Genomic DNA, 23,359 nt, shown 5'->3' with positions numbered 1-23,359 from the left:
CAGACCAAACCAGGCCGCCGCACTAAGAAGCGTGCACCCAGCCACACCCAATGCGCACCGATCCGACCGCCCCACCCCCCGCACGCCTGATCCGCCAACCCCAGCCACGCGTACACGATTCGCCACCCCCTTGCAGGCAGCCCCATAGACCACCCGCCCCGCTCAGGATATTGAGCTGACCCGAGACTGACTCCTCGCCACCCGCACGATGATCAGCGCCCTCTGAAAACCACGCCTGGGAGAAGGCTCCGCCATGAACGACATGACCCAAAAGCACCAGGACGCCACCGGCCTGCTGGACAAGCTCCAGTGGCGCTACGCCACCAAGAAGATGGACCCGGCCCAGTCCGTGCCCGCCGACAAGGTCGAACGCATCCTCGAAGCGATCCGCCTCGCGCCCACCTCCAGCGGCCTGCAGCCCTTCGAAGTGATCGTGGTGACCAACCCCGAAGTGCGCCAGCGCATCCAGGCCATCGCCTGGAACCAGGCACAGGTCACCGAAGGTTCGCACCTGCTGGTCTTCGCCGCCTGGGACCACTACACGGCCGAGCGCATCAACCACATGTTCGACCTGGTGAACGAAGAGCGCGGCTTCCGCAATGAAGGCTGGGAGGCTTATCGCCAGAAGCTGCTGGCCGCCTACCCGGGCCGGCCCGCCGAACAGAATTTCGAGCACGCCGCCCGCCAGGCCTACATCGGTCTGGGCGCGGCCGTCATCGCCGCCGCCTTCGAGCAGGTCGACAGCACGCCGATGGAAGGCTTCGACCCCGCCGCGCTGGACGAGATCCTGCAACTGCGCGCGCGTGGCCTGCGCAGCGTCGCCATCCTGCCGCTGGGCTACCGCCAGGCCGACGGCGACTGGCTGGTGAACCTGAAGAAGGTGCGCCGCCCGCGCGAGCAGTTCATCACCGAAGTGCGCTGATCGCGCACAAGCCCCGTGGCGCGCTTCGACGCAGCGCTGCGGGGCCTGTGTTCAGGCCTTGCGCCGGTTCGACGCCGATGACCGACGACGTCGGCTCAACCCGCGAAGCCGCCCTCGGCCAGGAAGGCCTCCTCCTCCGCCGTGCTCTGCCGCAGGAGGATCGCGTTGCGGTGCGGGAAGCGCCCGAAGCGCTGGACGATGTCGCGATGCTCCTCGCCATGGCGCAAGGCTTCCGGCGCAAGGCGACGATAAAGATCGACCGAGCGCTGCTGGTCGGCCAGTTCTTCCGAATGCGCGAAGGGCAGGCAGAAGAAGAGCCGCAACGGCGGCTCCACCCCCATCTCATGTCCTTGATCCAGCGCCCGGCTGGCAACGGCCCGCGCGCGCGGATCGGTCGCATACATGTGGGCCGTGCCACGGAAGGCGTTGCGCGGGAACTGGTCCAGCAGGATCAGCAGCGCCAGCGCGCCCGTGGGCGTCGCAGCCCAGTCATCGAGTGCGCCGCGCGCCGCCGCCAAGTGCAACTGAAGGTAGCGGTCGAACAGCGCTGCATCGAAGGCATCGCTCTTGCGGAACCAGTTCGGCTGCGAGGCACGCCAGAAGTCCACCAAGGCAGCGGCTTCGGGCGGAACGGAGGCGGAGGTCGACTTCATCGGCGGTGGCGGCCATGCAGGCCGCGGCAGAAAGGATGGCCGGCATGATGCCAGCCACGGTCCGCCCGGCTCCGTCGGACCTCGAAAGGGCCCGACTCACAGCGGTCGCTCTACAGGAAACGACCGCTCAGGCAGTCCGCGGCGCCGCAGCCGCCGCGCCATCCGCCAAAGCTGGCTCAGCCCGCCGTGCATAGCGCTGCGCCAGCACCGCGCACACCATCAACTGGATCTGGTGGTACAGCATCACCGGCAGGACGATGGGGCCCACGATTGACGCCGGGAACAGCACGTTGGCCATGGGCACGCCGCTGGCCACGCTCTTCTTGGAGCCGCAGAACACGATGGCGATGCGGTCCTCGATGGAGAAGCCCAGGCGCTTCGCAATGGTGTTGGTCACACCCAGTGCCAGCGCCAGCAGCAGCGCACTCACCACCGCCACGGCGATCAGGGCCGACAGCGGCAACTGATGCCACAGGCCCTTCACCACCGCGGCGCTGAAGGCCGTGTAGACCACCAGCAGGATGGAACCCTGGTCCACCCACTTCAGCATCTTGGCATTGCGCTGCACGAAGCCGCCCACCCAGGGGCGCAGCAGGTGGCCCGCGACGAAGGGCACCATCAGCTGCAGCAGGATGCGGCCGATGGCATCCAGCGAGGCATCGGCATGGTGGCCAGGCACCACCAGCAGGTTGACCAGCACCGGCGTCAGGAGCACGCCCAGCAGCGTCGAGGCCGAGGCACTGCACACGGCCGCCGGCACATTGCCGCGGGCCATCGCGGTGAGTGCGATGGACGACTGCACCGTCGAAGGCAGCACGCACAGGTACAGCACGCCGGTGTAGAGCGTGGGCGTCACCAGCGGCTGCAGCAGCGGCTTGAGCGCCAGCCCCAGGAGCGGAAACAGCACGAAGGTGCTGGCCAGCACCAGCAGGTGCAGGCGCCAGTGGCCCACGCCGGCGAGCACGGCCTCGCGCGAGAGGCGCGCGCCGTGCAGGAAGAACAGCGCCGCGATGGCGGCGGTGGTCAGCGTCTCCATGCCAGCGGCCACGCGCCCCTGCGCGGGGAGCAGGCTGGCCAGGGTCACGGTGCCGATCAGCATGAGCGTGAAGCGGTCGGGCAGGAAGCGGGCGAGCGATTTCATGCCGTGATTGGACGCTTCGGCTTCAGCAAAGGGAAATGGATTTATCTGATGGTTTTATGATCTTGCCGCATGAATGTGTCGCTGCGCCAACTCCGTGTCTTCCTTGCCGTGGCGCAGCTGCGCAACTTCAGCCGCGCCGGGCAGGAGGTGGGGCTGACCCAGCCCGCCGTCAGCCGCGCCATCCATGAGCTGGAGTCGCAGTTGGGCCTGAAGCTGCTGGACCGCACCACCCGCGAGGTCGCCCTGACCGAAGCGGGCCGTGCGCTCGCGCTCAAGCTCGCGCGGGTACTGGACGAGTTGGACCAGTCCCTCGCCGAGGTGCGCGATCTGGGCCGCCTGCGCCGCGGCAAGGTGCGCGTGGCCAGCAGCCCCACGCTGTCGGCTTACCTGATGCCGGCCTGCATCGCCGCCTGCGTGCGCGAGGAGCCCGACATCCAGCTGCTGCTGCTCGACCGCATCCAGCAGGACGTGCTGACCAGCGTGCGGGCTGGCGAAGTGGACTTCGGCGTGGTGATCGAGCCCTCGGCCGACGAGGACCTGCATTCGGAGGCCATCATGCGCGACCCCTTCGTGCTGGTACTGCCGCAGGGGCACCGCCTGGCGCGCAAGCCGGCGGTGCCCTGGGCGGCGCTGGACGGCGAGCCGCTCGTGCTGCTGGACCATGCCTCGGGCAGCCGGCGGCTGATCGACGAGGCGCTGGCGCGGCACGGCGCGCAGTGCCCGGTGGCACAGGAGCTGGGCCACCCGACCACCGTCTTCCAGATGGTGGTGGCGGGCCTGGGCATCAGCGTGATGCCGGCCCTCGGCCTGCCGCCGGGCGGCCTGAACGGCCTGCAGGTGCGACCGCTGACGCCCAAGGTGGAGCGGGCCATCGTGCTGGTGCACCGGCGCAACCGCCAGCCTTCGCCGCTGGCGTTGCGCGTGTGGGAGCTGGTGCGTGCGACGGCCCGCGAGCGCGAAGCGCAAGGCGCCCTTCCGCCGGTATGAGGCCCCCGCAAGGCGAGGCCGCGGCGGTCAGTCCAGCGTGAGCACGGTGCAGCCGGTGGTCTTGCGTGCCTCCAGGTCGCGGTGCGCCTGCTGCACGTCCTCCAGCCGGTAGCGCTGCTCGACGGGGATCTTCACCGCGCCGCTCTGCACCACGGCGAACAGGTCGTCGGCCATGGCCTGGGTGCTCTCGCGCGTGGCGATGTGGGTGAACAGCGTCGGCCGCGTGATGTAGAGCGAGCCCTTGGCGCCCAGCTGGCCGATGTTGACCGGCGGCACCGGGCCCGAGCCATTGCCGAAGCTCGCCAGCAGGCCGAAGGGCCGCAGGCTGTTCAACGAGCCCTCGAAGGTGTCCTTGCCCACCGAGTCGTAGACCACCTTCACGCCCTTGCCGCCAGTGATCTGCTTGACCCGCTCGGCAAAGTCCTCGCGGCTGTAGTTGATGCAGTGGGCCGCGCCGTGGGCCAGGGCCAGTTCGCACTTGGCGTCACTGCCGGCGGTGCCGATCAGCTGCAGGCCCAGCGCCTTGGCCCACTGGCACGCGATCAGGCCGACGCCGCCGGCCGCCGCGTGGAAGAGCACGAAGTCGCCCGGCTGCAGGCCTTCGGCGGGCAGCGTCTTCTTGAGCAGGTACTGCGCCGTCAGGCCCTTGAGCATCATGGCCGCGCCGGTCTCGAAGGAGATGGCGTCGGGCAGCCGGCACACGCAGCGCGCCGGCATCACGCGGCGCTCGCAGTAGGCGCCGGGCGGCTGGCTGGCATAGGCCACACGGTCGCCCACGGCCAGGTGCGTCACGCCCTCGCCCACCGCCTCGACCACGCCGGCCGCCTCCATGCCCAGCTGCAGCGGCATGGGGAAGGGATAGAGACCATTGCGCTGGTAGACGTCGATGAAGTTCAGGCCCACGGCATGGTGGCGCACACGGATCTCGCCGGCGCCGGGTTCCCCGACCTCCACCTCCACCAGCTTCAGTTCCTCGGGACCGCCCTGGCGGTCGATGCGGATGGCTTTGCTCTTCTGGCTCATGGGTTCATCTCCTGGGTTGTCGTGCGGGATCGCAGCCGGTGCGGGGCGGGACCGGCGCCATTGCAAGGCGCCGGGCGCAGCGGGTCAGTAGGTGCCCGGGTAGGCGCCGCCGTCCGCCAGCCAGTTCTGGCCGGTGACATAGGCCGCGTGCATGCTGCACAGGAAGGTGCAGATGGCACCGAACTCCTCGGGCGTGCCGAAGCGGCGGGCCGGGATGGTCTTCTTGCGCGCCTCGTGGATGGCGTCCACGCTCTGGCCGGTCTTCTTGGCGGCAGCGGCGGCCGTGCCCTGCAGCCGGTCGGTGTCGAAGCTGCCCGGCAGCAGGTTGTTGATCGTCACGCCCTTGGCCGCCAGGCCGGTGCGCGCCACGCCGGCCACGAAGCCCGTGAGGCCGCTGCGTGCGCCGTTGGACAGGCCCAGGATGTCGATGGGCGCCTTCACCGAGCTGGAGGTGATGTTGACGATGCGGCCGAAGCCCCGCGCGGCCATGCCGTCCACCGTGGCCTTGATCAGCTCGATGGGCGTGAGCATGTTCGCGTCCACGGCCTTGATCCAGGCCTCGCGGTCCCAGTCGCGGAAGTCGCCGGGCGGCGGGCCGCCGGCATTGGTGACGACGATGTCGTAGTCGGCATGAGCGGCGAAGGCCTGGGCGCGGCCCTCGGCGGTGGTGATGTCGGCCGCCACCCATTTGACGAAGGGGACGTCGCCGCTGGCCGGGCGCTCGGCCTCCAGCTTGGCCGCCGCGGCCTGCAGCGCCTCGGCGCCGCGCGCCACGATCACCACGTTGACGCCCTCGCGCCGCAGCGCCTGCGCGCAGCCGAAGCCTAAACCCTTGCTCGCGCCGCACACCAGCGCCGTCTTGCCTGCAATACCCAGATCCATGTGAAGAAGACTCCTAAATGAATGCCGCGCCGGACCGGCCGGGCGGCGATGGGGCGCAAGGGTAGCGGAGGTGGGCGATCCGTGCTCGGCTGTGGGGAGTGCCTGTGCGGACTGCAGGACCTGCAGGCGTAGCGGCACGCGCCTGCGCCCTGCGCGCGATGACCTGCGTGCTCAGGGGCGAGTGAAGACGAAGATGCCCGCCAGCACCAGCGCCGTGCCCGCCGCGATCCACACGGTGAAGGGCTCCCCCAGCAGCACCACGCCCATCAGCAGCGTGGACATGGGGCCGATCATGCCGGTCTGGGCCGCCACGGCCGGCCCGATGCGCTCGATGGCCATCATCACCGCCAGCACCGGCACGGCCGTGCACAACGTGGCATTGAGCACCGAGAGCCATACGACCTGGGGTGCCACGTCCAGCACCGTGCCGACGGGCCGCAGCACCAGGTACTGGGCGATGCACAGCAGGCAGGCCACGGTGGTCGCCAGCCCCACCAGCCGCAGCGAGCCCAGCCGCTTGACGAACTCGCCGCTCCACACGAGGTAGATGGCATAGCTGATGGCGCTGAGGAAGACGAGGAAGGCGCCCCAGGCCGTCGCACTGCCCTGCCCCAGGCCCAGCTCATGGCCGAAGACCAGCATCACCCCCGCATAGCTGATCGCCGCGCCCAGCAGTTGCTTGCCACGTACCTTGCGGCGGTACACGGCCCAGCCGAACACCATCACCAGCGTGGGGTTGAGGTACAGGATCAGCCGCTCCAGGCTGGCCGTGATGTACGCCAGCCCGGCGAAGTCGAGAAAGCTCGCCAGGTAGTAGCCCGTCAGCCCCAGCCCGAACACGCCCAGCCAGTCGCGCTGCGTGAGCGGCGGCTTGCCCCGCCCGGCCCACCACGCCATGACCGCGAACAGCGGCAGCGCGAAGAGCATGCGCAGCATGATCAGCGTCACGGCGTCCACGCCATGGCGATAGGCCAGCTTGACGATGATGGCCTTGCCGCTGAAGGCGATGGCCCCGAACACCGCCAGCAGCAGGCCGGTGCCCGTGCCGGCGCGGGCCTTGGGGGAAACGGAGGAAGACGCCGCGCCGCTGCTCATCTCACCAACCGGCGGCGAGGCCGTCGCGTCGCGGATCGCTCGCGATCACGTAGCCCTCGGTCTTCGGATCGCCCATGCGCCAGATGAACTGGCCGGCGCCGAAGTCCTGGTACGAGTCGTTGATGACGTCGATCTCGTGGCCCATGCCGCGCAGGCCGTCCACCACGCCCGCGCTCATGGCCGACTCCACGTTGATGTTCAGCCCGGCGTTGAAGCGCCAGCGCGGCGCATCGCAGGCGGCCTGGGGGTTCTGGTGGTGGTCGATCATGCGCACCAGCGTCTGCATGTGGCCCTGCGGCTGCATGTTGCCGCCCATCACGCCGAAGCTCATCACCGGCTGGCCATCCTGCGTGAGGAAGCCCGGGATGATGGTGTGGAAGGGCCGCTTGCCCGGCGCCACCTGGTTGGGGCTGCCGTCCTTCAGGCTGAAGCCGTGGCCGCGGTTCTGCAGGCTGATGCCGAACTCCGGCTCCACGCAGCCGGAGCCGAAGCCCATGTAGTTGCTCTGGATGAAGCTGACCATCATGCCGCTCTCGTCGGCGGCCGTGAGGTAGATGGTGCCGCCCTTGACCGGGTTGCCGGCCTGGAAGTCCTGTGCGCGGTGCATGTCGATCAGTTTGGCACGGCTCGCCAGGTAGGCGTCATCGAGCATTTGCTCGGGGGTCACCGTCATCGACGATGGCTCCGACACGTAGCGGTAGATATCGGCGAAGGCCAGCTTCATGGCCTCGATCTGCAGGTGCTGGGCCTGGGCCGAATCGATCGCCATCGAGCCGATGTCGAAGTTGGACAGGATGCCCAGCGCGATCAGCGCCGCGATGCCCTGGCCGTTGGGTGGGATCTCGTGCAGCGTGTAGCCGCGGTAGTCCTTGCTCACGGGCTTGACCCATTCCGGCTTCCAGTTGGCCAGGTCGGCCGTCGTCAGGCTGCCGCCGTTGGTCGCCGAGAAGCGGGCCAGGGCCTCGGCGATCTCGCCGCGGTAGAAGGCCTCGCCGCGGGTCTGGCCGATGGCGCGCAGCGCGCGGGCCGCGGCCGGAAAGCGGAACAGCTCGCCCACCTCGGGCGCGCGGCCCCAGGGCATGAAGGTCTGCGCGAAGCCCGGCTGGTCGTGCAGGATCGGCGTGGCCGCGGCCCACTTCTGCTGCACCACGGGCGGGATCAGGTAGCCGCGCTCGGCCACCTCGATGGCGGGCACCATCAGGTCGGCGAAGGGCAGCTTGCCGAAGCGCTCCGACAGCGCCGCCCAGGCGCCCACGGCGCCCGGCACCGTCACCGAGTCCATGCCGCGCATGGGCGGCGTGGGGCCATCGGCACCGTGCTTGCGGCGGAAGTAGTCGGGCGTCCAGGCCGCGGGCGCACAGCCCGAGCTGTTGAGGCCATGCAGCTGCTGGCCGTCCCACAGGATGCAGAAGGCATCGCTGCCCAGGCCGTTGCTGACGGGCTCCACCAGCGTCATGACGGCCGCGGTGGCGATGGCCGCGTCCACGGCGTTGCCGCCCTGGTTCAGCATGCGCAGGCCGGCCTGCGCGGCCAGCGGGTGCGAGGTCGACACCACGTTGCGGGCGAAGACGGGGATGCGGGTGGAGGGATAGGGGTTGCCGTAGTCGAAGCGCTTCATGGGTCTCTCCTGCAAAGTCCTGGTTGTCTGGGGGTCGAGGGCGGTCAGTCGTTGGTGATCTTGCGCTCGACGATGATCTTCTTCCACTTGGCGGCGTCCTGCGCCACCATGGCCGCGAACTGGGCCGGCGTGCTGGTGGTGGGCTCGATGCCCAGCTTGTCCAGCTTCTCGCGCACCTCGGGGTCGGTGATGGCCTGCGCCGCCGCGGTGTTGACGCGCGCCACCAGGTCCGCCGGCAGGCCCTTGGGGCCGTAGAGGCCGAACCAGGTCACCGACTCGAAGCCGGGCAGCGTGTCGGCCACCGGCGGCAGGTCCGGCACCAGCGGGCTGCGCTTGAGGGAGGTGACGGCCAGCGCGCGCAGCCGCCCATCGCGCACGAAGGGCAGGCCCGTGGGCAGCGAGTCGAACAGCAGGTCCACCTTGCCGCTCATCAGGTCGGGCATGGCCAGGGCCGTGCCCTTGTAGGGGATGTGGGTGACGAACACGCCCGCCATCGACTTGAACAGCTCCGCCGTCAGTTGCACCACGGTGCCGTTGCCGCTGGAGGCGTAGTTGAACTTGCCGGGGTTCTTGCGGGCCAGCTCGATCCATTCCTTCACGCTGCGCGCGGGCGAACTGTTGGGCACCAGCATGATGCTGGGTGCATTGCCCACGTGGGCGATGGGCGTGAAGTCGCGCACCGTGTCGTAGGGCAGCTTGGGGTTGATGGACGGGCCCACCGAATGCGTGCTGGTGGTGGCCAGCAACAGCGTATAGCCGTCGGCCGGGGCCTTGGCCGCCAGGTCGGAGCCGATGGCGCCGCCCGCGCCGGGCTTGTTGTCCACCACCAGCGCGTTGCCGAGCTTCTCGCCCATCTTCTGCGACAGCGTGCGGGCGAACAGGTCGGTGGCCCCGCCGGCCGGAAAGGGCACGATCAGCCGGATGGGCTTGGACGGATAGCTCTGCGCCAGCGCGGCGCCGGCGGGGAGCAGCGAGGCCGAGGCGGCCTGCAGGAAATGTCTGCGTTGCATCGTCATGGGCGAAGAGGAAAGAGAAAACGTTCGGGGGCCGGTCGGCCGGCAGTCGGGCGGCGCCGATTGGAACGCTTTCCGCACTGATGAGGAAATGGATTTGGTTGATGAATTCATGCGGCCGATCTATGAATCGGGCCACAGGTGCCGCCCCAATGAAAAACGGCACCCGAAGGTGCCGTCGTCCTGTGCAAGGGGCGTGCCGCTGGCGGCCCGCCCGCGCCCCGTCATTCCTCGACGAAGGCTTCCTCGCGCTTGGATTTGACCGAGGGCAGCAGCACGATCACCAGCAGCAGCACCGCCAGCAGCAGCAGGCCCGCCGAGATCGGCCGCGTGACCAGCACGCTCCATTCGCCGCGCGACAGCAGCAGCGCCCGGCGCAGGTTCTCTTCCATCATCGGCCCCAGGATGAAGCCCAGCAGCAGCGGCGCCGGCTCACAGCCCATCTTGATGAAGGCATAGCCGACCACGCCGAAGATGGCCACCATCCACACGTCGAAGGTGTTGTTGTTGGTCGAGTACACGCCGATGGCGCAGAACAGCACGATCGCCGGGAACAGCCACTTGTACGGGATCGACAGCAGCTTGATCCACATGCCGATGAGCGGCAGGTTCAGGATGATCAGCATCAGGTTGCCGATCCACATCGAGGCGATCAGGCCCCAGAACAGCTCGGGGTTGCTGGTCATCACCTGCGGGCCCGGCTGGATGTTGTGGATGGTCATCGCGCCCACCATCAGCGCCATGACGGGGTTGGGCGGGATGCCCAGCGTCAGCAGCGGGATGAAGGAGGTCTGCGCACCGGCGTTGTTGGCCGACTCGGGGCCCGCCACGCCGCGGATGTTGCCCTTGCCGAACGGGACTTCGCCCGGACGCGGCTTGAGCTTCTTCTCCAGCGTGTACGACGCAAAGGAGGACAGCAGCGCGCCGCCGCCCGGCAGGATGCCCAGAGCCGAACCCAGCGCGGTGCCGCGCAGCACGGCCGGCGTCATGCGCTTGAAGTCTTCCTTGGTGGGCCACAGGCCCTGCAGCTTGGCGGTGAAGATCTCGCGGTCTTCCTCCGGCTTGGCCAGGTTGGAGATGATCTCGCCGTAGCCGAACACACCCATGGCGATGGCGATGAAGCCGATGCCGTCGGTCAGTTCCGGAATGTCGAAGCTGTAGCGGGCCACGCCCGAGTTCACGTCCGTGCCCACCAGGCCCAGCAGCAGGCCCAGCACGATCATGCAGATGGCCTTGAGCAGCGAGCCCGAGGCCAGCACCACGGCACCGATCAGGCCCAGCACCATCAGGCTGAAGTATTCGGCCGGGCCGAACTTGAAGGCCAGCTCGGTCAGCGGCGGCGCGAAGGCGGCCAGGATCAGCGTGCCCACGCAGCCGGCGAAGAAGGAGCCCAGGCCGGCCGCCGCGAGCGCGGGCCCGCCTCGTCCCGCCTTGGCCATGGCATGCCCGTCGATCACGGTCACCACTGAAGCCGATTCCCCTGGCAGGTTCACCAGGATGGCGGTGGTCGACCCGCCGTACTGCGAACCGTAGTAGATGCCGGCCAGCATGATCAGCGCGGCCACCGGCGGCAGCGCGTAGGTGGCCGGCAGCAGCATGGCGATGGTGGCGACCGGCCCGATGCCGGGCAGCACGCCGATCAGCGTGCCCAGCAGGCAGCCGACGAAGGCATAGATCAGGTTCTGCAGCGTGAACGCCGCGCCGAAGCCGATCGAAAGGTTGTTAATCAGGTCCATGGATAGCGCCGATCAGCCGGTGATGAACGTGGGCCAGACCTGGAACTGCAGCTTCAGGCCGACGATGAATGCGAGGTAGCTGCCCACCGCGAGGATGGTGCCGAGGATCAGCGCCAGCTTGAGCGAGAACTCGGCGCCTGCCAGCGCCGCGATGACCACCAGCGCGTAGATGCCGATGATCAGCCCCATGGCCGGCAGGCCGATGCTGGGCAGGCCACCCAGCAGCACGCCGAACACCAGGTTGGCCGCGATGATGAACACCAGCGGCTTCCAGGCGATCTTGCCGATGGGCTCGCCGTCCACCGTTTCCACGGTCAGCGAACCGAAGATGACGACGAGGCCGAGGACGGCCAGGACGATGCCCAGCATGAGGGGGAAATACCCCGGACCCATGCGCGCCCCGCTGCCCACGGTGTAGGTCGTGGCGCCCCAGGCGAACCCGGCCCCGACCAGCGTGAACATGAGGCCCGCGAAAAAGTCCTTCTGACTTTTGATCTTCACGAACGGTCTCCACACAAAAAAGAGTGGGCGGATTTTTGGTCAGCCACCAGTCAGCTTTGATGTGGATTCCACCTAACCTGAGTTCAGGGTAAGCCCGGGGTTGCCCCGGCGCCGATCAGCTTCTTTCCTGAAGGGGCGGCGTGGCCACGAGCACTTCGGCCACGGTCGTGAGGCCCTCGGCCACGCGCAGCAGGCCCGCCAGGCGCAGCGGCCGCATGCCGTCGGCCACCGCCTGCCGACGCAGCGCGCCGATGTCGGGCGCCTGGCCCAGCAGGCCGCGGAAGCTTTCGCTCACCGTCATCAGCTCGTAGAGGCCGGTGCGGCCGCGATAGCCGGTCATGCGGCATTCGATGCAGCCCACGGGCTTGTAGGCCCGCACGGTGCCGCCGCTAACGCGCCAGGGCGCAGCGAGCTCGTCGAGCGTCTCGCGCGTGACCGTGTCGTCGGGCTGCTTGCAGTGCGGGCACAGCGTGCGCACGAGGCGCTGGGCCATCACGCCCAGCAGCGTGGCGTTGACCAGGTAGGCCGGCACGCCCAGCTCCATCAGGCGCGAGATGGCGCTGGGCGCGTCGTTGGTGTGCAGCGTGCTGAACACCAGGTGGCCGGTGAGCGCGGCCTGCACCGCCATCTCGGCGGTGTCCAGGTCACGGATCTCGCCCACCATGATGATGTCCGGGTCCTGCCGCATCAGCGCGCGCAGGCCCTCGGTGAAACCGAAGTCCAGCTGGTGCTGCACCTGGGTCTGGTTGAACGAGGGCTCGATCATCTCGATCGGATCCTCGATGGTGCTGACGTTGACCTCCTCGGTGGCCACGCGGCGCAGCGTCGAATACAGCGTGGTGGTCTTGCCCGAGCCGGTGGGGCCGGTGACGAGGATGATGCCGTGCGGATGGCCGACCAGCGACTTCCACCGCGCGGCATCGTGGGCCGAGAAGCCCAGCGCGTCCAGGTCCTTGACCACCGTGTCGGGATCGAAGATGCGCATCACCATCTTCTCGCCGAAGGCGGTGGGCAGCGTCGACAGGCGCATCTCCACCTCCTCGTGCGCCGCGGTACCGGTGCCGGCGGCCTCTGCACCGGGCAGCGCCGGGCGCAGGCGGCGGGTCTTGATGCGGCCATCCAGCGGGCGGCGCTTCTCGACCACGTCCATGCGGCCCAGCAGCTTGATGCGGGCAATCATGGCGCTCATCACCGTCAGCGGCATCTGGTAGGCCGGATGCAGCACGCCATCGATGCGGAAGCGGATCACGCCTTGCTCGCGCCGCGGCTCCAGATGGATGTCCGATGCGCGCTGGTCGAAGGCGTATTGCCAGAGCCAGTCCACCACCTGCACCACGCTCTGGTCGTTGGCATCGAGCTGGCGGTTGCTGCGGCCCAACTCCACCAGCTGCTCGAAGCTGGTGGCCGCCGCCTGCCCGCCGGCCTTCTGCGCGGCCCGCACCGAGCGCGCGAGGGCGAAGAACTCGGCGGTGTAGCGATGGATCTCGACCGGGTTGGCGACCACGCGCCGGACCTGTCGGCGCGACTGGCGCTCGACCTCGGCCACCCAGTCGGCGATGAACGGCTCGGCCGTCGCCACGATGACCTCGGTGGGGCCGACCTGCACCGGCAGCACCTTGTGGCGCTCGGCATAGGCCGCGCTCATCACGTCGGCCACCTTGCCCACGTCCACCTTGAGCGGATCGATGCGCAGGTAGGGCAGGCCCGCGCGGCCGGCCAGCCACTCTGTGAGCCGCTCCAGGTCGAGCGGCCGCCCGTCCGCAGCGCCGGTGATGGCCACGTTGGCCAGTCGCACCAGCGGATGCTGGCTGCTCTCGGCCTGGGCGCAGCGGGCGATGGTGCGGTCGGCCTCTTCGCGGCTGATGACGCCGTCCTGCGCCAGCCACTCCACCAGGGTGCGCAACACCACCGGGCCTTGATGGACGTTCGGCATGCCGGCGTGTGCGGATCGCGTCATGGCTGCAGGGGTTTGAACACGCGCAGCCACTTGGGCGCCGGCAGGCCCCAGCGCGCCGAGACCGCTTCGGCCTGCTGGGCCAGCCGTTCGCGCTTGGGCCGGGAGGGCGTACGCTGGGCCAGCACGATGGTGTTGCCCTCGCGCGTGGGCTTGAAGGCCCACAGGGCATCGGCGCCGAAGGCCTCGGCGATCTTCTCGACGCTGCGGTCGTAGCTGGAGGATCGGCCGAAGAGGTTGACCGTCATGCAGCCGTCCTCGGCCAGCACGCCGCGGCAGTCGGCATAGAACTCGGCGCTGTCGAGCACCGGCGCGGCCGCCTCGTGGTCGTACAGGTCGACCTGCAACGCATGCACGCTGCCCTGCCACTGAGGCTGTCGCACCTCTTCGGCGGCATCGGCGATCACGACCTGGAGCTTGGCGTCGTCCTGCGGCAGCTTGAACCAGCCGCGGCAGGCGGCCACCACCGCCGGGTTCAGCTCGATGGCGGTGGTGCGCATGCGCAGTTGCTTGCGGCAGAACTTGGTGAGCGAGGCCGCGCCCAGCCCCAGTTGCATGGCATGGCGCTTGGCCACCTCGGACGGCTCGACGAAGAGCAGCCAGGCCATCATGCGCTGCACGTACTCCAGCTCGATCTCGAAGGGCGCGTCGATGCGCATGGAGCCCTGCACCCACTCCGTGCCCAGGTGCAGGTAGCGGATGTCGCCCCAGTCCGAGAAGTTGACCTCGGGCAGGTCCTGAGGCTTGCTGCGGCGGGCCTTCATGCGCAGAGCCCGTGTCGTGCGAAGACCTCGCGCCAGGCCTCGGTCTTGCGCGCCAGACTCCAGGCGGCATGGGCCGGGCTGGTGGAAGGCAGGCGATGGACGACCACGCCTGTCATGCCCAGCCGCATGGCCTGGGCATGGCTGGCGGCGCCGTTGTGGGCGACGCCTTCGAGGCGGGGAAGATCGAGCTGGCGCAGGTCGTTCGGCTCGGCGTCGCGGATGGCGGAATCCAGGCTGCCTGTGCGCCGGCAGCGTGCGTACACGTCCCACAGCCCCAGGCCTCGATCGAGGATCCACCGGCAGCGCCCGGCATAGTCGTGAGAAGGCGGAAGCGGCTGCTCGGGCCAGAGGGCTTGCAAGAGTGTCCAGAGCTGGTTGCGGGGGTTCGCATAATACTGCCGCCTCTCGAGCGAGATGCGGCTCGGGAAGCTGCCCAGGATCAGCAGCCGGGTGTGGGCGGCGACCACGGGCGCAAGCCCTTCCAGGAGCGGCGGCTCAGGTTGGGACGAAGGAGACGACACCGGCATGGCGCCATCATCGCGCGGTCGAACCCAGCGTCTGGGCCACCATGCGAAAGAGCCCGCCGAAGCGGGCTCTCTGCCATGGGCCGGGTGGGCCGCCGATCCCGCGGGATGCAGGACTCGGCGGCACTCACCCCATCACTGCTTGCCGGCTGCCTTGGCCGCTTCGTTCTGCTCGGTGCCGGGGATCTTCTCGCCGATCTTGTCGCCGGCCGTGCGCATGCCGTCGGCCGTCTTGTGGGCCACGTTGGCCGTTGCATCGCCGGCCTTCTGCACGCCGTGCTTGGTCGCGCTGTAGGCCTTCTTGGCGCCGCTTTCCGTGGCGTCGACGGCCTTGCCGCCCACTTCCTTGGTCTTGCGATAGGCCTTCTTGGCGCCGCTTTCGGTGGCATCGACCGCTTCGCCGCCGACTTCCTTGGTCTTGCGGTAGGCCTTCTTGGCGCCATGCTCGGTAGCGTCGGCCGCCTTCTCGGCGGTGTTCTTGGTGGCGTGGTAGGCCTTCTTGGCGCCGCGCTCGGTGGCGTCGACGGCCTCCTTGCCGGTTTCCTTGGCCCGCTCCGTCACGGTGGGTTGCGTGGTCGCGGGCATGGCCGGCGTCGTCGCCGTGGTGGTCGTCGTGGTCGTGGCGCTGGTCTGCGCGACCGCCGGCAGGCCGATGGCGGCCATGGCCACGATCAGGGCAGCAGGAAGGGCGCGGAGGTTGTACGTTGTCATCGGAATCGCTCCTTTGGAGATGGGCCGCCTGGGGCAGCCCCGGTTGGGGACACACGGGGTGGTGCCCCGTATGGCCTGCAACGGCAGGCCGTGACCGGAGGATGACACCGAAGAACGCCTTGCAATCGCTGGAACGCCATGTTGCGACCTCCGCCTACGAAGCCGTATCGGCCGCGTCCGACAGGCCGGCAAGCCCTTCATCCCGCGAGGGGCATCAATGCCGCCAGTCGGGGCACCGCCTGGAGGGCATTTCGCGTCGTGGCCGCTGCCACGTCGCCCACGGGCAGGCCGCGCAGTTCGGCCAGCACCTGCGCGATGCGCGGGACTTCCGCCGGCTCGTTGCGCCCCTGGGGCAGGCCGGCTTCGCGCGCCTCCCGGGTCTGGTAGAGCCAACTGGGCGGGATGTCCGGCGCATCGGTCTCGAGGACGAAGGACTCCAGCGGCAGTTGCGCCGCCAGGTCGCGCAGCCGGGTCGCCCGCTCGAAAGTCATCGCGCCGCCCAGTCCGAGCTTCAGTCCCAGTGCCAGGCATTCCTCGGCCTGCTGACGGCTGCCGACGAAGGCATGGGCGATGCCGTGCCAGGGCCGGCCGCCGCCCACCTCGCGCAGCTGGCGCAGCACCTTGTCGACCGAGCGGCGCACATGGAGCAGCACCGGCAGTTGCCGCTGCCAGGCCATCTGAAGCTGACGCCGGAACAGCCGCTCCTGCGTCGTGCCGTCGAGGCCGGGTACGAAATAGTCCAGCCCGATCTCGCCCACCGCCACCAGACGCGGATCGTCGGCATGGCGATCCAGCGCACCTTCCAGGGCCGAGAGCGCCGCCTCGCCAGCCCCCGCGGTGCACAGCGGATGGATGCCCAGCGCATAAGCGTCCTTCTGCGCATGCGCCAGCACACGCACGGCGTCGAAATTGGAGGCGGACACGGCCGGGATCAGGCACAGCGCCACGCCCGCTTGCCGCGAACGCGCATGCACCTGCGGCGCCTGCGCACCGAATTCGGGCGCATCCAGGTGACAGTGGGTATCGATGAAGACCGCCATGCGGGGAGATCATGCCGCAGGGGCTGCAAAGCGGTACGAAGCGTGCTAGGGTGACCCCACCCCTGCATCACTTTTCCGGAGGTGCATCGATGCGCAGGCCCGCCCGCTACAGCCCGTCGCCCCGTCGTCCCGTTGCCGAGGACGAGCCGATGTCCTCCCCGTTGCCGCCAGCGGGAGGGCAAGGCGACGCCCCCTCCCCCGGGCCGACCGCCCGCCCGGCGGCATGGCAGCCTGGCCGCCGCACCGTGGCAACGCTCACGGTGGCCGTGCTGGCCCTGGGCGCCACCAGCGCCTGGCTGTGGCAGCGCCCGACCGCCGGGCTCCAACTGACGCAGAAGGACATCGACGCCGCCGTGCTCAAGACGCTGCAGACGCAGACGCTGCCTTCGCAGGCGACGCGCGCGGCGGACACGATCCGGCCCTCGGTGGTGCGCGTCGTGAGCTACGGCGAGGAAAAGGAAACCCCCGCTGCCCGCACCGAAAAGCGCGGCCGCAACATGGCGCGCGGCAAGCCGCCCGAGGCCTCGGGCCCGCCGGGCGAGGTCGAGCGCGGCATCGGCACCGGCGTGGTCATCGTCGACAAGGGCGTGATCCTGACCAACCTGCATGTGGTCGCGGGCGCGCAGAAGATCAAGGTGACCTTCTTCGACGGCCTGGAGTCGGTGGCCACCGTGACCGGCGTGCAGCCCGAGAACGACCTGGCCGTCCTCCAGGCGCAGAAGATCCCCGACGACCTGGTGGCCGCCACCATGAAATCGACCGCCGACCTGCGCCCCGGCGATCAGGTCGCGGCCGTGGGCTTTCCCTTCGGCATCGGACCCTCGGTCTCCGCCGGCGTGGTGTCCGGGCTCAAGCGCTCCTTCCAGTCGCCGGAGGGCAGGCAGGAACTGTCCAACCTGATCCAGTTCGATGCGGCGGCCAACCCCGGCAACTCCGGCGGCCCGCTGATCAACATGGACGGCGAGGTGCTGGGCATCGTCACCGCCATCCTCAACCCGACGCAGCAACGTACCTTCATCGGCATTGGCTTTGCGGTGCCCATCGAGAACGCCGCCTCGGCGGTGGGCTCGCCGCCCTTCTGACGCTGTCCGCTGCCCAGCACCAGCCCGTGCGGCTGGCATCGTGATTGCCCCATCCACAGACCGCCGCCTACCGACCGTCCACCGGAAGCCTCATGACCACACCGACCGCCCTGCCCGACACCGCCGCCACCACCGCCGAGCTGATGGAACAGATCCTCTACCAGGTCAAGCGCGTGGTGGTGGGCCAGGACCGCTTCCTCGAACGCGTGATGGTGGCCATGCTGGCCGGCGGCCACCTGCTGGTGGAAGGCGTGCCGGGCCTCGCCAAGACGCTCACCGTCAAGACGCTGGCCGAGACCATGCGCGGCAGCTTCAAGCGCATCCAGTTCACGCCCGACCTGGTGCCGGCCGACCTGGTGGGCACGCGCATCTACAACCAGAAGACCGGCGACTTCTCCACCTCGCTCGGCCCGGTCTTCGCCAACCTGCTGCTGGCCGACGAAATCAACCGCGCGCCGGCCAAGGTGCAGAGCGCGCTGCTGGAGGTGATGCAGGAACGCCAGGTGACCATCGCCGGTGAAACCCACCGCGTGCCGCGCCCCTTCCTGGTCATGGCCACGCAGAACCCCATCGAGACCGAAGGCACCTACCCTTTGCCCGAGGCCCAGGTGGACCGTTTCATGATGAAGGTGCTGGTCGACTATCCCACCGACGACGAGGAGTTCGTCATCGTCCAGCGTGTCATCGGCGAGAAGCTGGAGGCCGCGCCGGTGGCCACCATCGAGCAGCTGGCGGCGCTGCAGGCCCAGTCTCGGCAGGTGTATGTCGACCCGTCGCTGATCCAGTACGCGGTCAAGCTGATCTCGGCCACGCGCGACCCCGAGAAGTTCGGCCTCAAGGACACGCGCCGCTTCATCACCTTCGGCGCCAGCCCGCGCGCGACCATCGGCCTGGCCGAAGGCGCACGCGCCCTCGCCATGCTGCGCGGCCGGGCCTACGTGCTGCCGGAGGACATGAGCGACCTGGTGCCCGATGTGCTGCGCCACCGGGTGACGCTGTCGTACGAGGGCTTGTCCGAAGGCCTCACGCCCGACCTGCTGATCGAGAAGATCATGCGCGCCGTGCCCGCGCCGCCGCGGCCGCTCGAACACGACAAGCTGGTGGCCTGAATGAAGCTGTGGCGCCGCAAGCCCGCCGCCGCGCCGGCGGCCAACGACCCGGCTCCCGAGGCCGGGGCAGCCGACCGCCTGCTGCGGCGGCTGGAGTGGACCGTCATCCGCCGCCTCGACGGCCTGCTGCAAGGCGACTACCGCACGCTGATGCGCGGCACCGGCCTGGACCTGGCCGACCTGCGCGAATACCAGATGCACGACGACGTGCGCCACATCGACTGGAACGTCACCGCGCGCCAGCAGGTGCCGCACGTGCGCGTCTTCACCGAAGACCGGGAGATGGCCGCCTGGTTTGTGCTCGACCTCAGCCGCTCGGTGGATTTCGGCTCCGGCCCGCGCGCCAAGCGCGAGATCTCGGCCGGCTTCGTCGGCGTGCTCGCGCGGCTGCTCACGCGCCATGGCAACCGCGTGGGGGCGCTCGTCTATGGCCACGACCTCGAGGCTGTGCTGCCCCCGCGCAGCAGCCGAACGCATGTGCTGCGGCTGCTGCACGAGATGGAACGCCGTGCGCATGCCGCAGCGGACGCCAAGGCGCCCCACCGCGGCATGACGCGCCTGGCCGACATGCTGCAGTCGGCCGCAGGACTGATGCCCCGGCGCAGCACCGTCTTCGTCGTCTCCGACTTCCTCACGGAGCCCGGCTGGGAGAAGCCGCTGGCCCGCCTGGCTCAGCGCCACGAAGTGGTGGCCGTGCGCCTGTTCGACCCCCTGGAGCGTGAGCTGCCCGACCTGGGCCTGGTGCCGCTGGCCGATGCCGAAACCGGCGAGCAGGTTTGGGTTGACACCCACGACGCGGCCTTCCGCCGCCGCTTCGCCAGGCTCGCCGCCGAGCGCGAGGACGCCCTGCGCGAGGCCCTGGCCAACGCCGGCGTCGATGCGCTGGAACTCTCCACCGCCGACGATCTGGTCGAAGCCATCGTCCGATTTGCCGACATGCGCCGTCGCCGGGTGCGCGCCACCGGCGCCCCGCCACGACGGGCTGGAGAACTGCGATGAATGCCACGCTGCCCCTGACCTTCCTCTGGCCGCAGTTCCTGTGGCTGCTGCTGCTGGTGCCCGCGCTCGTGCTGCTGTACGTGTGGCTGATCCGGCGCAAGAAGAAGCTGGCTGTGCGCTATGCCAGCCTGTCCATCGTGCGCGAGGCGCTGGGCGCCCGGCAGTCGCTGCGCAGGCACCTGCCGCCCGTGCTCTTCCTGCTGGCGATCACGGCCATGCTGCTCGCCGCGGCCCGCCCGCTGGCGGTGATCACGCTGCCCTCCAACCAGCAGACCATCATCCTGGCGATGGACGTGTCGGGCAGCATGCGGGCCGAGGACGTGAAGCCCAACCGCCTGGTGGCGGCGCAGGAAGCCGCCAAGGCCTTCATCAAGGACCTGCCGCGCAACGTCAAGGTGGGCGTGGTGGCCTTCGCCGGCAGCGCGAACGTGGCGCAGTTGCCCACCACCAGCCGTGACGAACTGGTGGCGGCCATCGACTCCTTCCAACTGCAGCGGGCCACCGCCACGGGCAATGCCATCGTGGTGTCGCTGGCCACGCTGTTTCCAGACGCCGGCATCGACATCGCCGACTTCGGGCCGCAAAGCCGACAGCAGGGCATCTCGCTGGATCGCGCGGGCCGCAAGCCGGCCGAGCCGTTCAAGCCCGTCGCGCCGGGCTCCTACTCGTCGGCCGCGATCATCATGTTGACCGACGGCCAGCGCACCACCGGCGTCGATCCGCTGGACGCCGCCAAGGCCGCGGCCGATCGGGGGGTGCGCGTCTACACAGTCGGGGTGGGTACGGTGGATGGCGAAACCATCGGCTTCGAAGGCTGGTCGATGCGCGTGCGCCTGGATGAGGAGACGCTCAAGGCGGTCGCCAACCGGACGGCCGCCGAGTACTTCTACGCCGGCACCGCGCAGGATCTGCACAAGGTCTACGAAACCCTCAGCTCGCGCCTCACAGTCGAAAAGAAGGAAACCGAGGTCTCCGCACTTTTCGCCATCGCAGCGGCCGCCCTCTCGCTGCTGGCAGCGGGCCTGTCATTGCTGTGGTTCAACCGGATTCTGTAAGCCTGCCAGGGGCGGGCCGGCCGAGGCTGGTCAGCGCCGAGTCCTCTGCAGGCCCACGGGAGAAAGCACGAAACCCCGCGCTGGCGGGGTTTCGTTCCTGGGTCTGACTGAGGGCGCAGATGCGCCCTTACGTGTCAAGGCGGGCGGCGGGGCATCAAGACGCGGGAGAGCGCCGGATCAGGCGGCAGCCTGCGCCTCGTCGATCTGCATCGCCTCCGCCAACGTGCCCAGCCGCTGGTCCGTGGCCTGCTCCTCGCCCAAAGTCTCCTTGAGCAGCGAGACCGCCTCCTGGAAGCCCAGCTTCTGCGCCACCAAGCATAGCGAGGTGTAGCCGGCGATTTCGTAGTGCTCTGCCTTCTGCGCCGAGGCGATGAGCGCCGCATCGAGCACCGGACCGGCTTCGATCTGATCGATGAGCGAGGTGGCTTCCTCGATGAGGCCTTCCATGCCCTCGCACTTGATGCGCTTGAGCTTGAAGCCGCACTGCTCGGCGACCTGCTCGATGCGTTCGACCTGCGCGCGTGTCTCTTCCAAGTGGGCTTCGAAGGCGGCCTGCAACTCGGGATTGGTCGCCGCGCGCGCCATCTTCGGCAGCGAACGGGTCATCTGCTTCTCGGCGCTGTAGGTGTCGGACAGGTCGTGGATGAACAGGTCCTGGACGGTCTTCATGGGCATGGGGAGGCTCCTTGGCAAACGATGGAGCCCCTACCCTCTCATGCCGCTCCAGGACTGCTGTAGGAAGCGTCGCGGGGAGGCGTGCGCCCCGCGCGGTGAAGGCCGTACGCGCCGCAGCAACGTGCGGCGCATCCGGCGGCCGCCCTCACTCCGCCATGGCGTCGATCATCACCTGCCCGAAGCCGGAGCAGCTCACCTGCGTCGCACCATCCATCAGCCGTGCAAAGTCATAGGTGACCCGCTTGCTCTGGATCGCGGACTCCATGGCCCGGATGATCAGGTCCGCCGCCTCCTTCCAGCCCATGTGGCGCAGCATCATCTCGGCCGAGAGGATGCTGGAGCCCGGGTTGACGTAGTCCTTGCCCGCGTACTTGGGCGCCGTGCCGTGTGTGGCCTCGAACATGGCCACGGTGTCGGACATGTTGGCGCCCGGTGCGATCCCGATGCCGCCCACCTGCGCCGCGAGTGCGTCGGAGATGTAGTCGCCGTTGAGGTTGAGCGTGGCGATCACCGAGTACTCGGCCGGCCGCAGCAGGATCTGCTGCAGGAAGGCATCGGCGATCACGTCCTTGATGACGATGTCCTTGCCGGTCTTCGGGCTCTTGACCCGCAGCCACGGTCCGCCGTCGATGGGCTGGCCGCCGAACTCGCGCGCCGCCAGGGCATAGCCCCATTCGCGGAAGCCGCCTTCGGTGAACTTCATGATGTTGCCCTTGTGCACGAGCGTGACACTGGGCTTGTCGTTGTCGATGGCGTACTGGATGGCCTTGCGCACCAGGCGCTCCGTGCCTTCGATGGATACCGGCTTGAGGCCGATGGCCGAGGTCTCGGGGAAGCGGATGGTCTTGGCGCCGAGCTCGTCGACCAGGAAGCGGATCAGCTTCTGCGCTTTTTCGGAGCGGGCCTCGTACTCGATGCCGGCGTAGATGTCCTCCGAGTTCTCGCGGAAGATGGCCATGTCGGTCTTGCTCGGCTCGCGCAGCGGCGAAGGCACGCCATTGAAATAGCGCACCGGGCGGAGGCACACATACAGGTCGAGTTGCTGGCGCAGCGCGACGTTCAGGCTGCGGATGCCGCCGCCCACGGGCGTCGTCAGCGGCCCCTTGATCGAGACGACGTAGTCGCGCACCGCAGCCAGGGTTTCGTCAGGCAACCAGACGTCGGGACCATAGAGCTGGGTGGACTTGCCGCCAGCATAGATCTCCATCCAGTGGATCTTGCGGGCGCCGCCATAGGCCTGGGCCACCGCCGCATCCACCACTTTGAGCATCACCGGCGTCACGTCGCGACCGACGCCGTCGCCCTCGATGAAGGGGATGATCACGTGATCCGGCACGTCGAGCGTGTTGTCGGCATTGACGGTGATCTTCCGGCCCTCCGCCGGGACTTGGATGTGCTGGTAGCTGGACATGGATGAGCTTGGGTGGAAGAAGCGCCACTTCGTACGACAACGGTCGCGCTCAGCCGCGGATGGGCCGGCGTGGTAAGGAATTCTAGACGCGGCCCTCCAGGCGACGGGGCGCATGGGGCTACCCGCGCGATGTTCACCGGCGCCGTCAACCGGATCGCGTCTGCGCCGTTTTACAAGCAGCCGGCCACGATCCCGTGTATGGCTGAGTGCTCATCAAGGCAGTCCCAAAAACCGTCAATCCCAAAGGATGTTCTTATGAAGAAGCTTCTCGCTTTCGCCACCGCCGGTCTGATCGCCACCGGCGCCTTCGCCCAGGCCCCCGCCGCTGCGCCGACCGACGCGCCGGCCGTGAAGGCCGCCTCGGCCAAGCACACCAAGAAGGCCACCAAGCACAAGGTCGCTCACAAGGCCAAGGCCAAGAAGAGCGTCAAGGCCGCCTGAACGCTGCATCAGCGCATGCACGA

At 68.9% G+C, this 23,359-nt stretch carries 23 protein-coding genes; 7 read left to right on the top strand and 16 right to left on the bottom strand.

What is annotated here, in order from left to right; all coding sequences use genetic code 11:
• The first annotated feature begins 253 nt into the window (after positions 1–253).
• On the top strand, positions 254–922 hold the full coding sequence (locus L0984_RS16965; protein ID WP_234194875.1) for an NAD(P)H-dependent oxidoreductase: 669 nt from the start codon (positions 254–256) through the stop codon (positions 920–922).
• A 95-nt stretch (positions 923–1,017) separates the two neighbouring features.
• On the opposite strand, the gene L0984_RS16960 is transcribed toward L0984_RS16965, so the two are convergent.
• On the bottom strand, positions 1,018–1,575 hold the full coding sequence (locus L0984_RS16960; protein ID WP_234194874.1) for a DUF924 family protein: 558 nt from the start codon (positions 1,573–1,575) through the stop codon (positions 1,018–1,020).
• Positions 1,576–1,702: 127 nt separating this feature from the next.
• Entirely contained in the window at positions 1,703–2,716 is a 1,014-nt protein-coding gene (locus tag L0984_RS16955) for a bile acid:sodium symporter family protein (RefSeq protein WP_234194873.1), read from the bottom strand.
• 69 nt (positions 2,717–2,785) lie between these two features.
• Here L0984_RS16955 and L0984_RS16950 point away from each other — a divergent pair, with 69 nt between their 5' ends.
• Positions 2,786–3,703: a LysR family transcriptional regulator gene (locus L0984_RS16950; protein ID WP_234194872.1), complete on the top strand. Its 918-nt coding sequence runs from the start codon at positions 2,786–2,788 to the stop codon at positions 3,701–3,703.
• 27 nt (positions 3,704–3,730) lie between these two features.
• Here the strand turns inward: L0984_RS16950 and L0984_RS16945 are convergent, their stop codons facing one another.
• From L0984_RS16945 to L0984_RS16890, 12 genes are all read right to left on the bottom strand, one after another.
• Positions 3,731–4,726 (bottom strand): quinone oxidoreductase family protein, encoded by a 996-nt coding sequence (locus L0984_RS16945; RefSeq protein ID WP_234194870.1) that lies wholly within the window; start codon positions 4,724–4,726, stop codon positions 3,731–3,733.
• An 84-nt stretch (positions 4,727–4,810) separates the two neighbouring features.
• Positions 4,811–5,608, bottom strand: coding sequence for an SDR family oxidoreductase (locus L0984_RS16940; RefSeq protein ID WP_234194869.1), 798 nt, complete (start codon positions 5,606–5,608; stop codon positions 4,811–4,813).
• A gap of 171 nt (positions 5,609–5,779) precedes the next feature.
• Positions 5,780–6,703 carry a DMT family transporter gene (locus tag L0984_RS16935; RefSeq protein WP_234194866.1) on the bottom strand — a complete coding sequence of 308 codons (924 nt, stop codon included), beginning with the start codon at positions 6,701–6,703 and terminating at the stop codon, positions 5,780–5,782.
• 1 nt (position 6,704) lies between these two features.
• Positions 6,705–8,321 (bottom strand): gamma-glutamyltransferase family protein, encoded by a 1,617-nt coding sequence (locus L0984_RS16930; protein WP_234194863.1) that lies wholly within the window; start codon positions 8,319–8,321, stop codon positions 6,705–6,707.
• A 44-nt stretch (positions 8,322–8,365) separates the two neighbouring features.
• The gene (locus L0984_RS16925; protein WP_234195050.1) at positions 8,366–9,331 is read right to left on the bottom strand and encodes a Bug family tripartite tricarboxylate transporter substrate binding protein; all 966 of its coding nucleotides are present in this window, start codon (positions 9,329–9,331) and stop codon (positions 8,366–8,368) included.
• Between the two features lie 227 nt (positions 9,332–9,558).
• Positions 9,559–11,070 (bottom strand): tripartite tricarboxylate transporter permease, encoded by a 1,512-nt coding sequence (locus L0984_RS16920; RefSeq protein WP_234194861.1) that lies wholly within the window; start codon positions 11,068–11,070, stop codon positions 9,559–9,561.
• A 12-nt stretch (positions 11,071–11,082) separates the two neighbouring features.
• On the bottom strand, positions 11,083–11,571 hold the full coding sequence (locus L0984_RS16915; protein ID WP_017757023.1) for a tripartite tricarboxylate transporter TctB family protein: 489 nt from the start codon (positions 11,569–11,571) through the stop codon (positions 11,083–11,085).
• Positions 11,572–11,686: 115 nt separating this feature from the next.
• Complete coding sequence (locus L0984_RS16910) at positions 11,687–13,528, bottom strand: GspE/PulE family protein (RefSeq protein WP_234194860.1); 1,842 nt, start codon at positions 13,526–13,528, stop codon at positions 11,687–11,689.
• Entirely contained in the window at positions 13,525–14,289 is a 765-nt protein-coding gene (locus L0984_RS16905; RefSeq protein ID WP_234194858.1) for a spermidine synthase, read from the bottom strand. Before L0984_RS16905 ends, L0984_RS16910 begins: the two co-directional genes overlap by 4 nt.
• The gene (locus tag L0984_RS16900) at positions 14,286–14,816 is read right to left on the bottom strand and encodes a DNA-deoxyinosine glycosylase (RefSeq protein ID WP_234194856.1); all 531 of its coding nucleotides are present in this window, start codon (positions 14,814–14,816) and stop codon (positions 14,286–14,288) included. Before L0984_RS16900 ends, L0984_RS16905 begins: the two co-directional genes overlap by 4 nt.
• A gap of 132 nt (positions 14,817–14,948) precedes the next feature.
• Positions 14,949–15,524, bottom strand: coding sequence for a hypothetical protein (locus tag L0984_RS16895; protein WP_234194854.1), 576 nt, complete (start codon positions 15,522–15,524; stop codon positions 14,949–14,951).
• Between the two features lie 197 nt (positions 15,525–15,721).
• Complete coding sequence (locus L0984_RS16890) at positions 15,722–16,564, bottom strand: TatD family hydrolase (protein WP_234194852.1); 843 nt, start codon at positions 16,562–16,564, stop codon at positions 15,722–15,724.
• A gap of 89 nt (positions 16,565–16,653) precedes the next feature.
• Here L0984_RS16890 and L0984_RS16885 point away from each other — a divergent pair, with 89 nt between their 5' ends.
• From L0984_RS16885 to L0984_RS16870, 4 genes are all read left to right on the top strand, one after another.
• On the top strand, positions 16,654–17,646 hold the full coding sequence (locus L0984_RS16885) for a S1C family serine protease (RefSeq protein WP_234194850.1): 993 nt from the start codon (positions 16,654–16,656) through the stop codon (positions 17,644–17,646).
• Positions 17,647–17,738: 92 nt separating this feature from the next.
• Positions 17,739–18,755, top strand: coding sequence for an AAA family ATPase (locus L0984_RS16880; RefSeq protein ID WP_234194849.1), 1,017 nt, complete (start codon positions 17,739–17,741; stop codon positions 18,753–18,755).
• Positions 18,756–19,754, top strand: coding sequence for a DUF58 domain-containing protein (locus L0984_RS16875; RefSeq protein ID WP_234194847.1), 999 nt, complete (start codon positions 18,756–18,758; stop codon positions 19,752–19,754).
• A gap of 14 nt (positions 19,755–19,768) precedes the next feature.
• On the top strand, positions 19,769–20,809 hold the full coding sequence (locus L0984_RS16870; protein ID WP_234195049.1) for a VWA domain-containing protein: 1,041 nt from the start codon (positions 19,769–19,771) through the stop codon (positions 20,807–20,809).
• Positions 20,810–20,986: 177 nt separating this feature from the next.
• Here the strand turns inward: L0984_RS16870 and L0984_RS16865 are convergent, their stop codons facing one another.
• Positions 20,987–21,484, bottom strand: coding sequence for a YciE/YciF ferroxidase family protein (locus L0984_RS16865; RefSeq protein ID WP_017757033.1), 498 nt, complete (start codon positions 21,482–21,484; stop codon positions 20,987–20,989).
• A 145-nt stretch (positions 21,485–21,629) separates the two neighbouring features.
• A complete protein-coding gene (gene icd / locus L0984_RS16860; RefSeq protein WP_234194846.1) occupies positions 21,630–22,895 on the bottom strand; it encodes an NADP-dependent isocitrate dehydrogenase in 1,266 nt (421 codons plus the stop codon).
• A 255-nt stretch (positions 22,896–23,150) separates the two neighbouring features.
• Here icd and L0984_RS16855 point away from each other — a divergent pair, with 255 nt between their 5' ends.
• Complete coding sequence (locus tag L0984_RS16855; RefSeq protein WP_017757035.1) at positions 23,151–23,336, top strand: hypothetical protein; 186 nt, start codon at positions 23,151–23,153, stop codon at positions 23,334–23,336.
• The last annotated feature ends 23 nt before the right edge of the window (positions 23,337–23,359 follow it).

The sequence above is a fragment of the Pseudacidovorax sp. NFM-22 genome, from assembly GCF_021401245.1.
In the GTDB taxonomy this organism is placed as follows: Bacteria; Pseudomonadota; Gammaproteobacteria; order Burkholderiales; family Burkholderiaceae_C; genus Xenophilus.
Note: the sequence above shows the minus strand (reverse complement) of the source record. Positions and strands in the feature narration are given on the sequence as shown.

Bases quoted from the DNA above. Each gene is read 5' to 3' on its own strand.
- L0984_RS16910 (WP_234194860.1), bottom strand. From the start codon at position 13,528: ATGACGCGATCCGCACACGCCGGCATGCCGAACGTCCATCAAGGCCCG.
- L0984_RS16875 (WP_234194847.1), top strand. From the start codon at position 18,756: ATGAAGCTGTGGCGCCGCAAGCCCGCCGCCGCGCCGGCGGCCAACGAC.
- L0984_RS16930 (WP_234194863.1), bottom strand. From the start codon at position 8,321: ATGAAGCGCTTCGACTACGGCAACCCCTATCCCTCCACCCGCATCCCC.
- L0984_RS16890 (WP_234194852.1), bottom strand. From the start codon at position 16,564: ATGGCGGTCTTCATCGATACCCACTGTCACCTGGATGCGCCCGAATTC.
- L0984_RS16885 (WP_234194850.1), top strand. From the start codon at position 16,654: ATGCGCAGGCCCGCCCGCTACAGCCCGTCGCCCCGTCGTCCCGTTGCC.
- L0984_RS16935 (WP_234194866.1), bottom strand. From the start codon at position 6,703: ATGAGCAGCGGCGCGGCGTCTTCCTCCGTTTCCCCCAAGGCCCGCGCC.
- L0984_RS16905 (WP_234194858.1), bottom strand. From the start codon at position 14,289: ATGAAGGCCCGCCGCAGCAAGCCTCAGGACCTGCCCGAGGTCAACTTC.
- L0984_RS16880 (WP_234194849.1), top strand. From the start codon at position 17,739: ATGACCACACCGACCGCCCTGCCCGACACCGCCGCCACCACCGCCGAG.
- icd (WP_234194846.1), bottom strand. From the start codon at position 22,895: ATGTCCAGCTACCAGCACATCCAAGTCCCGGCGGAGGGCCGGAAGATC.
- L0984_RS16955 (WP_234194873.1), bottom strand. From the start codon at position 2,716: ATGAAATCGCTCGCCCGCTTCCTGCCCGACCGCTTCACGCTCATGCTG.
- L0984_RS16960 (WP_234194874.1), bottom strand. From the start codon at position 1,575: ATGAAGTCGACCTCCGCCTCCGTTCCGCCCGAAGCCGCTGCCTTGGTG.
- L0984_RS16940 (WP_234194869.1), bottom strand. From the start codon at position 5,608: ATGGATCTGGGTATTGCAGGCAAGACGGCGCTGGTGTGCGGCGCGAGC.
- L0984_RS16855 (WP_017757035.1), top strand. From the start codon at position 23,151: ATGAAGAAGCTTCTCGCTTTCGCCACCGCCGGTCTGATCGCCACCGGC.
- L0984_RS16920 (WP_234194861.1), bottom strand. From the start codon at position 11,070: ATGGACCTGATTAACAACCTTTCGATCGGCTTCGGCGCGGCGTTCACG.
- L0984_RS16945 (WP_234194870.1), bottom strand. From the start codon at position 4,726: ATGAGCCAGAAGAGCAAAGCCATCCGCATCGACCGCCAGGGCGGTCCC.
- L0984_RS16965 (WP_234194875.1), top strand. From the start codon at position 254: ATGAACGACATGACCCAAAAGCACCAGGACGCCACCGGCCTGCTGGAC.
- L0984_RS16925 (WP_234195050.1), bottom strand. From the start codon at position 9,331: ATGCAACGCAGACATTTCCTGCAGGCCGCCTCGGCCTCGCTGCTCCCC.
- L0984_RS16900 (WP_234194856.1), bottom strand. From the start codon at position 14,816: ATGCCGGTGTCGTCTCCTTCGTCCCAACCTGAGCCGCCGCTCCTGGAA.
- L0984_RS16895 (WP_234194854.1), bottom strand. From the start codon at position 15,524: ATGACAACGTACAACCTCCGCGCCCTTCCTGCTGCCCTGATCGTGGCC.
- L0984_RS16865 (WP_017757033.1), bottom strand. From the start codon at position 21,484: ATGCCCATGAAGACCGTCCAGGACCTGTTCATCCACGACCTGTCCGAC.
- L0984_RS16950 (WP_234194872.1), top strand. From the start codon at position 2,786: ATGAATGTGTCGCTGCGCCAACTCCGTGTCTTCCTTGCCGTGGCGCAG.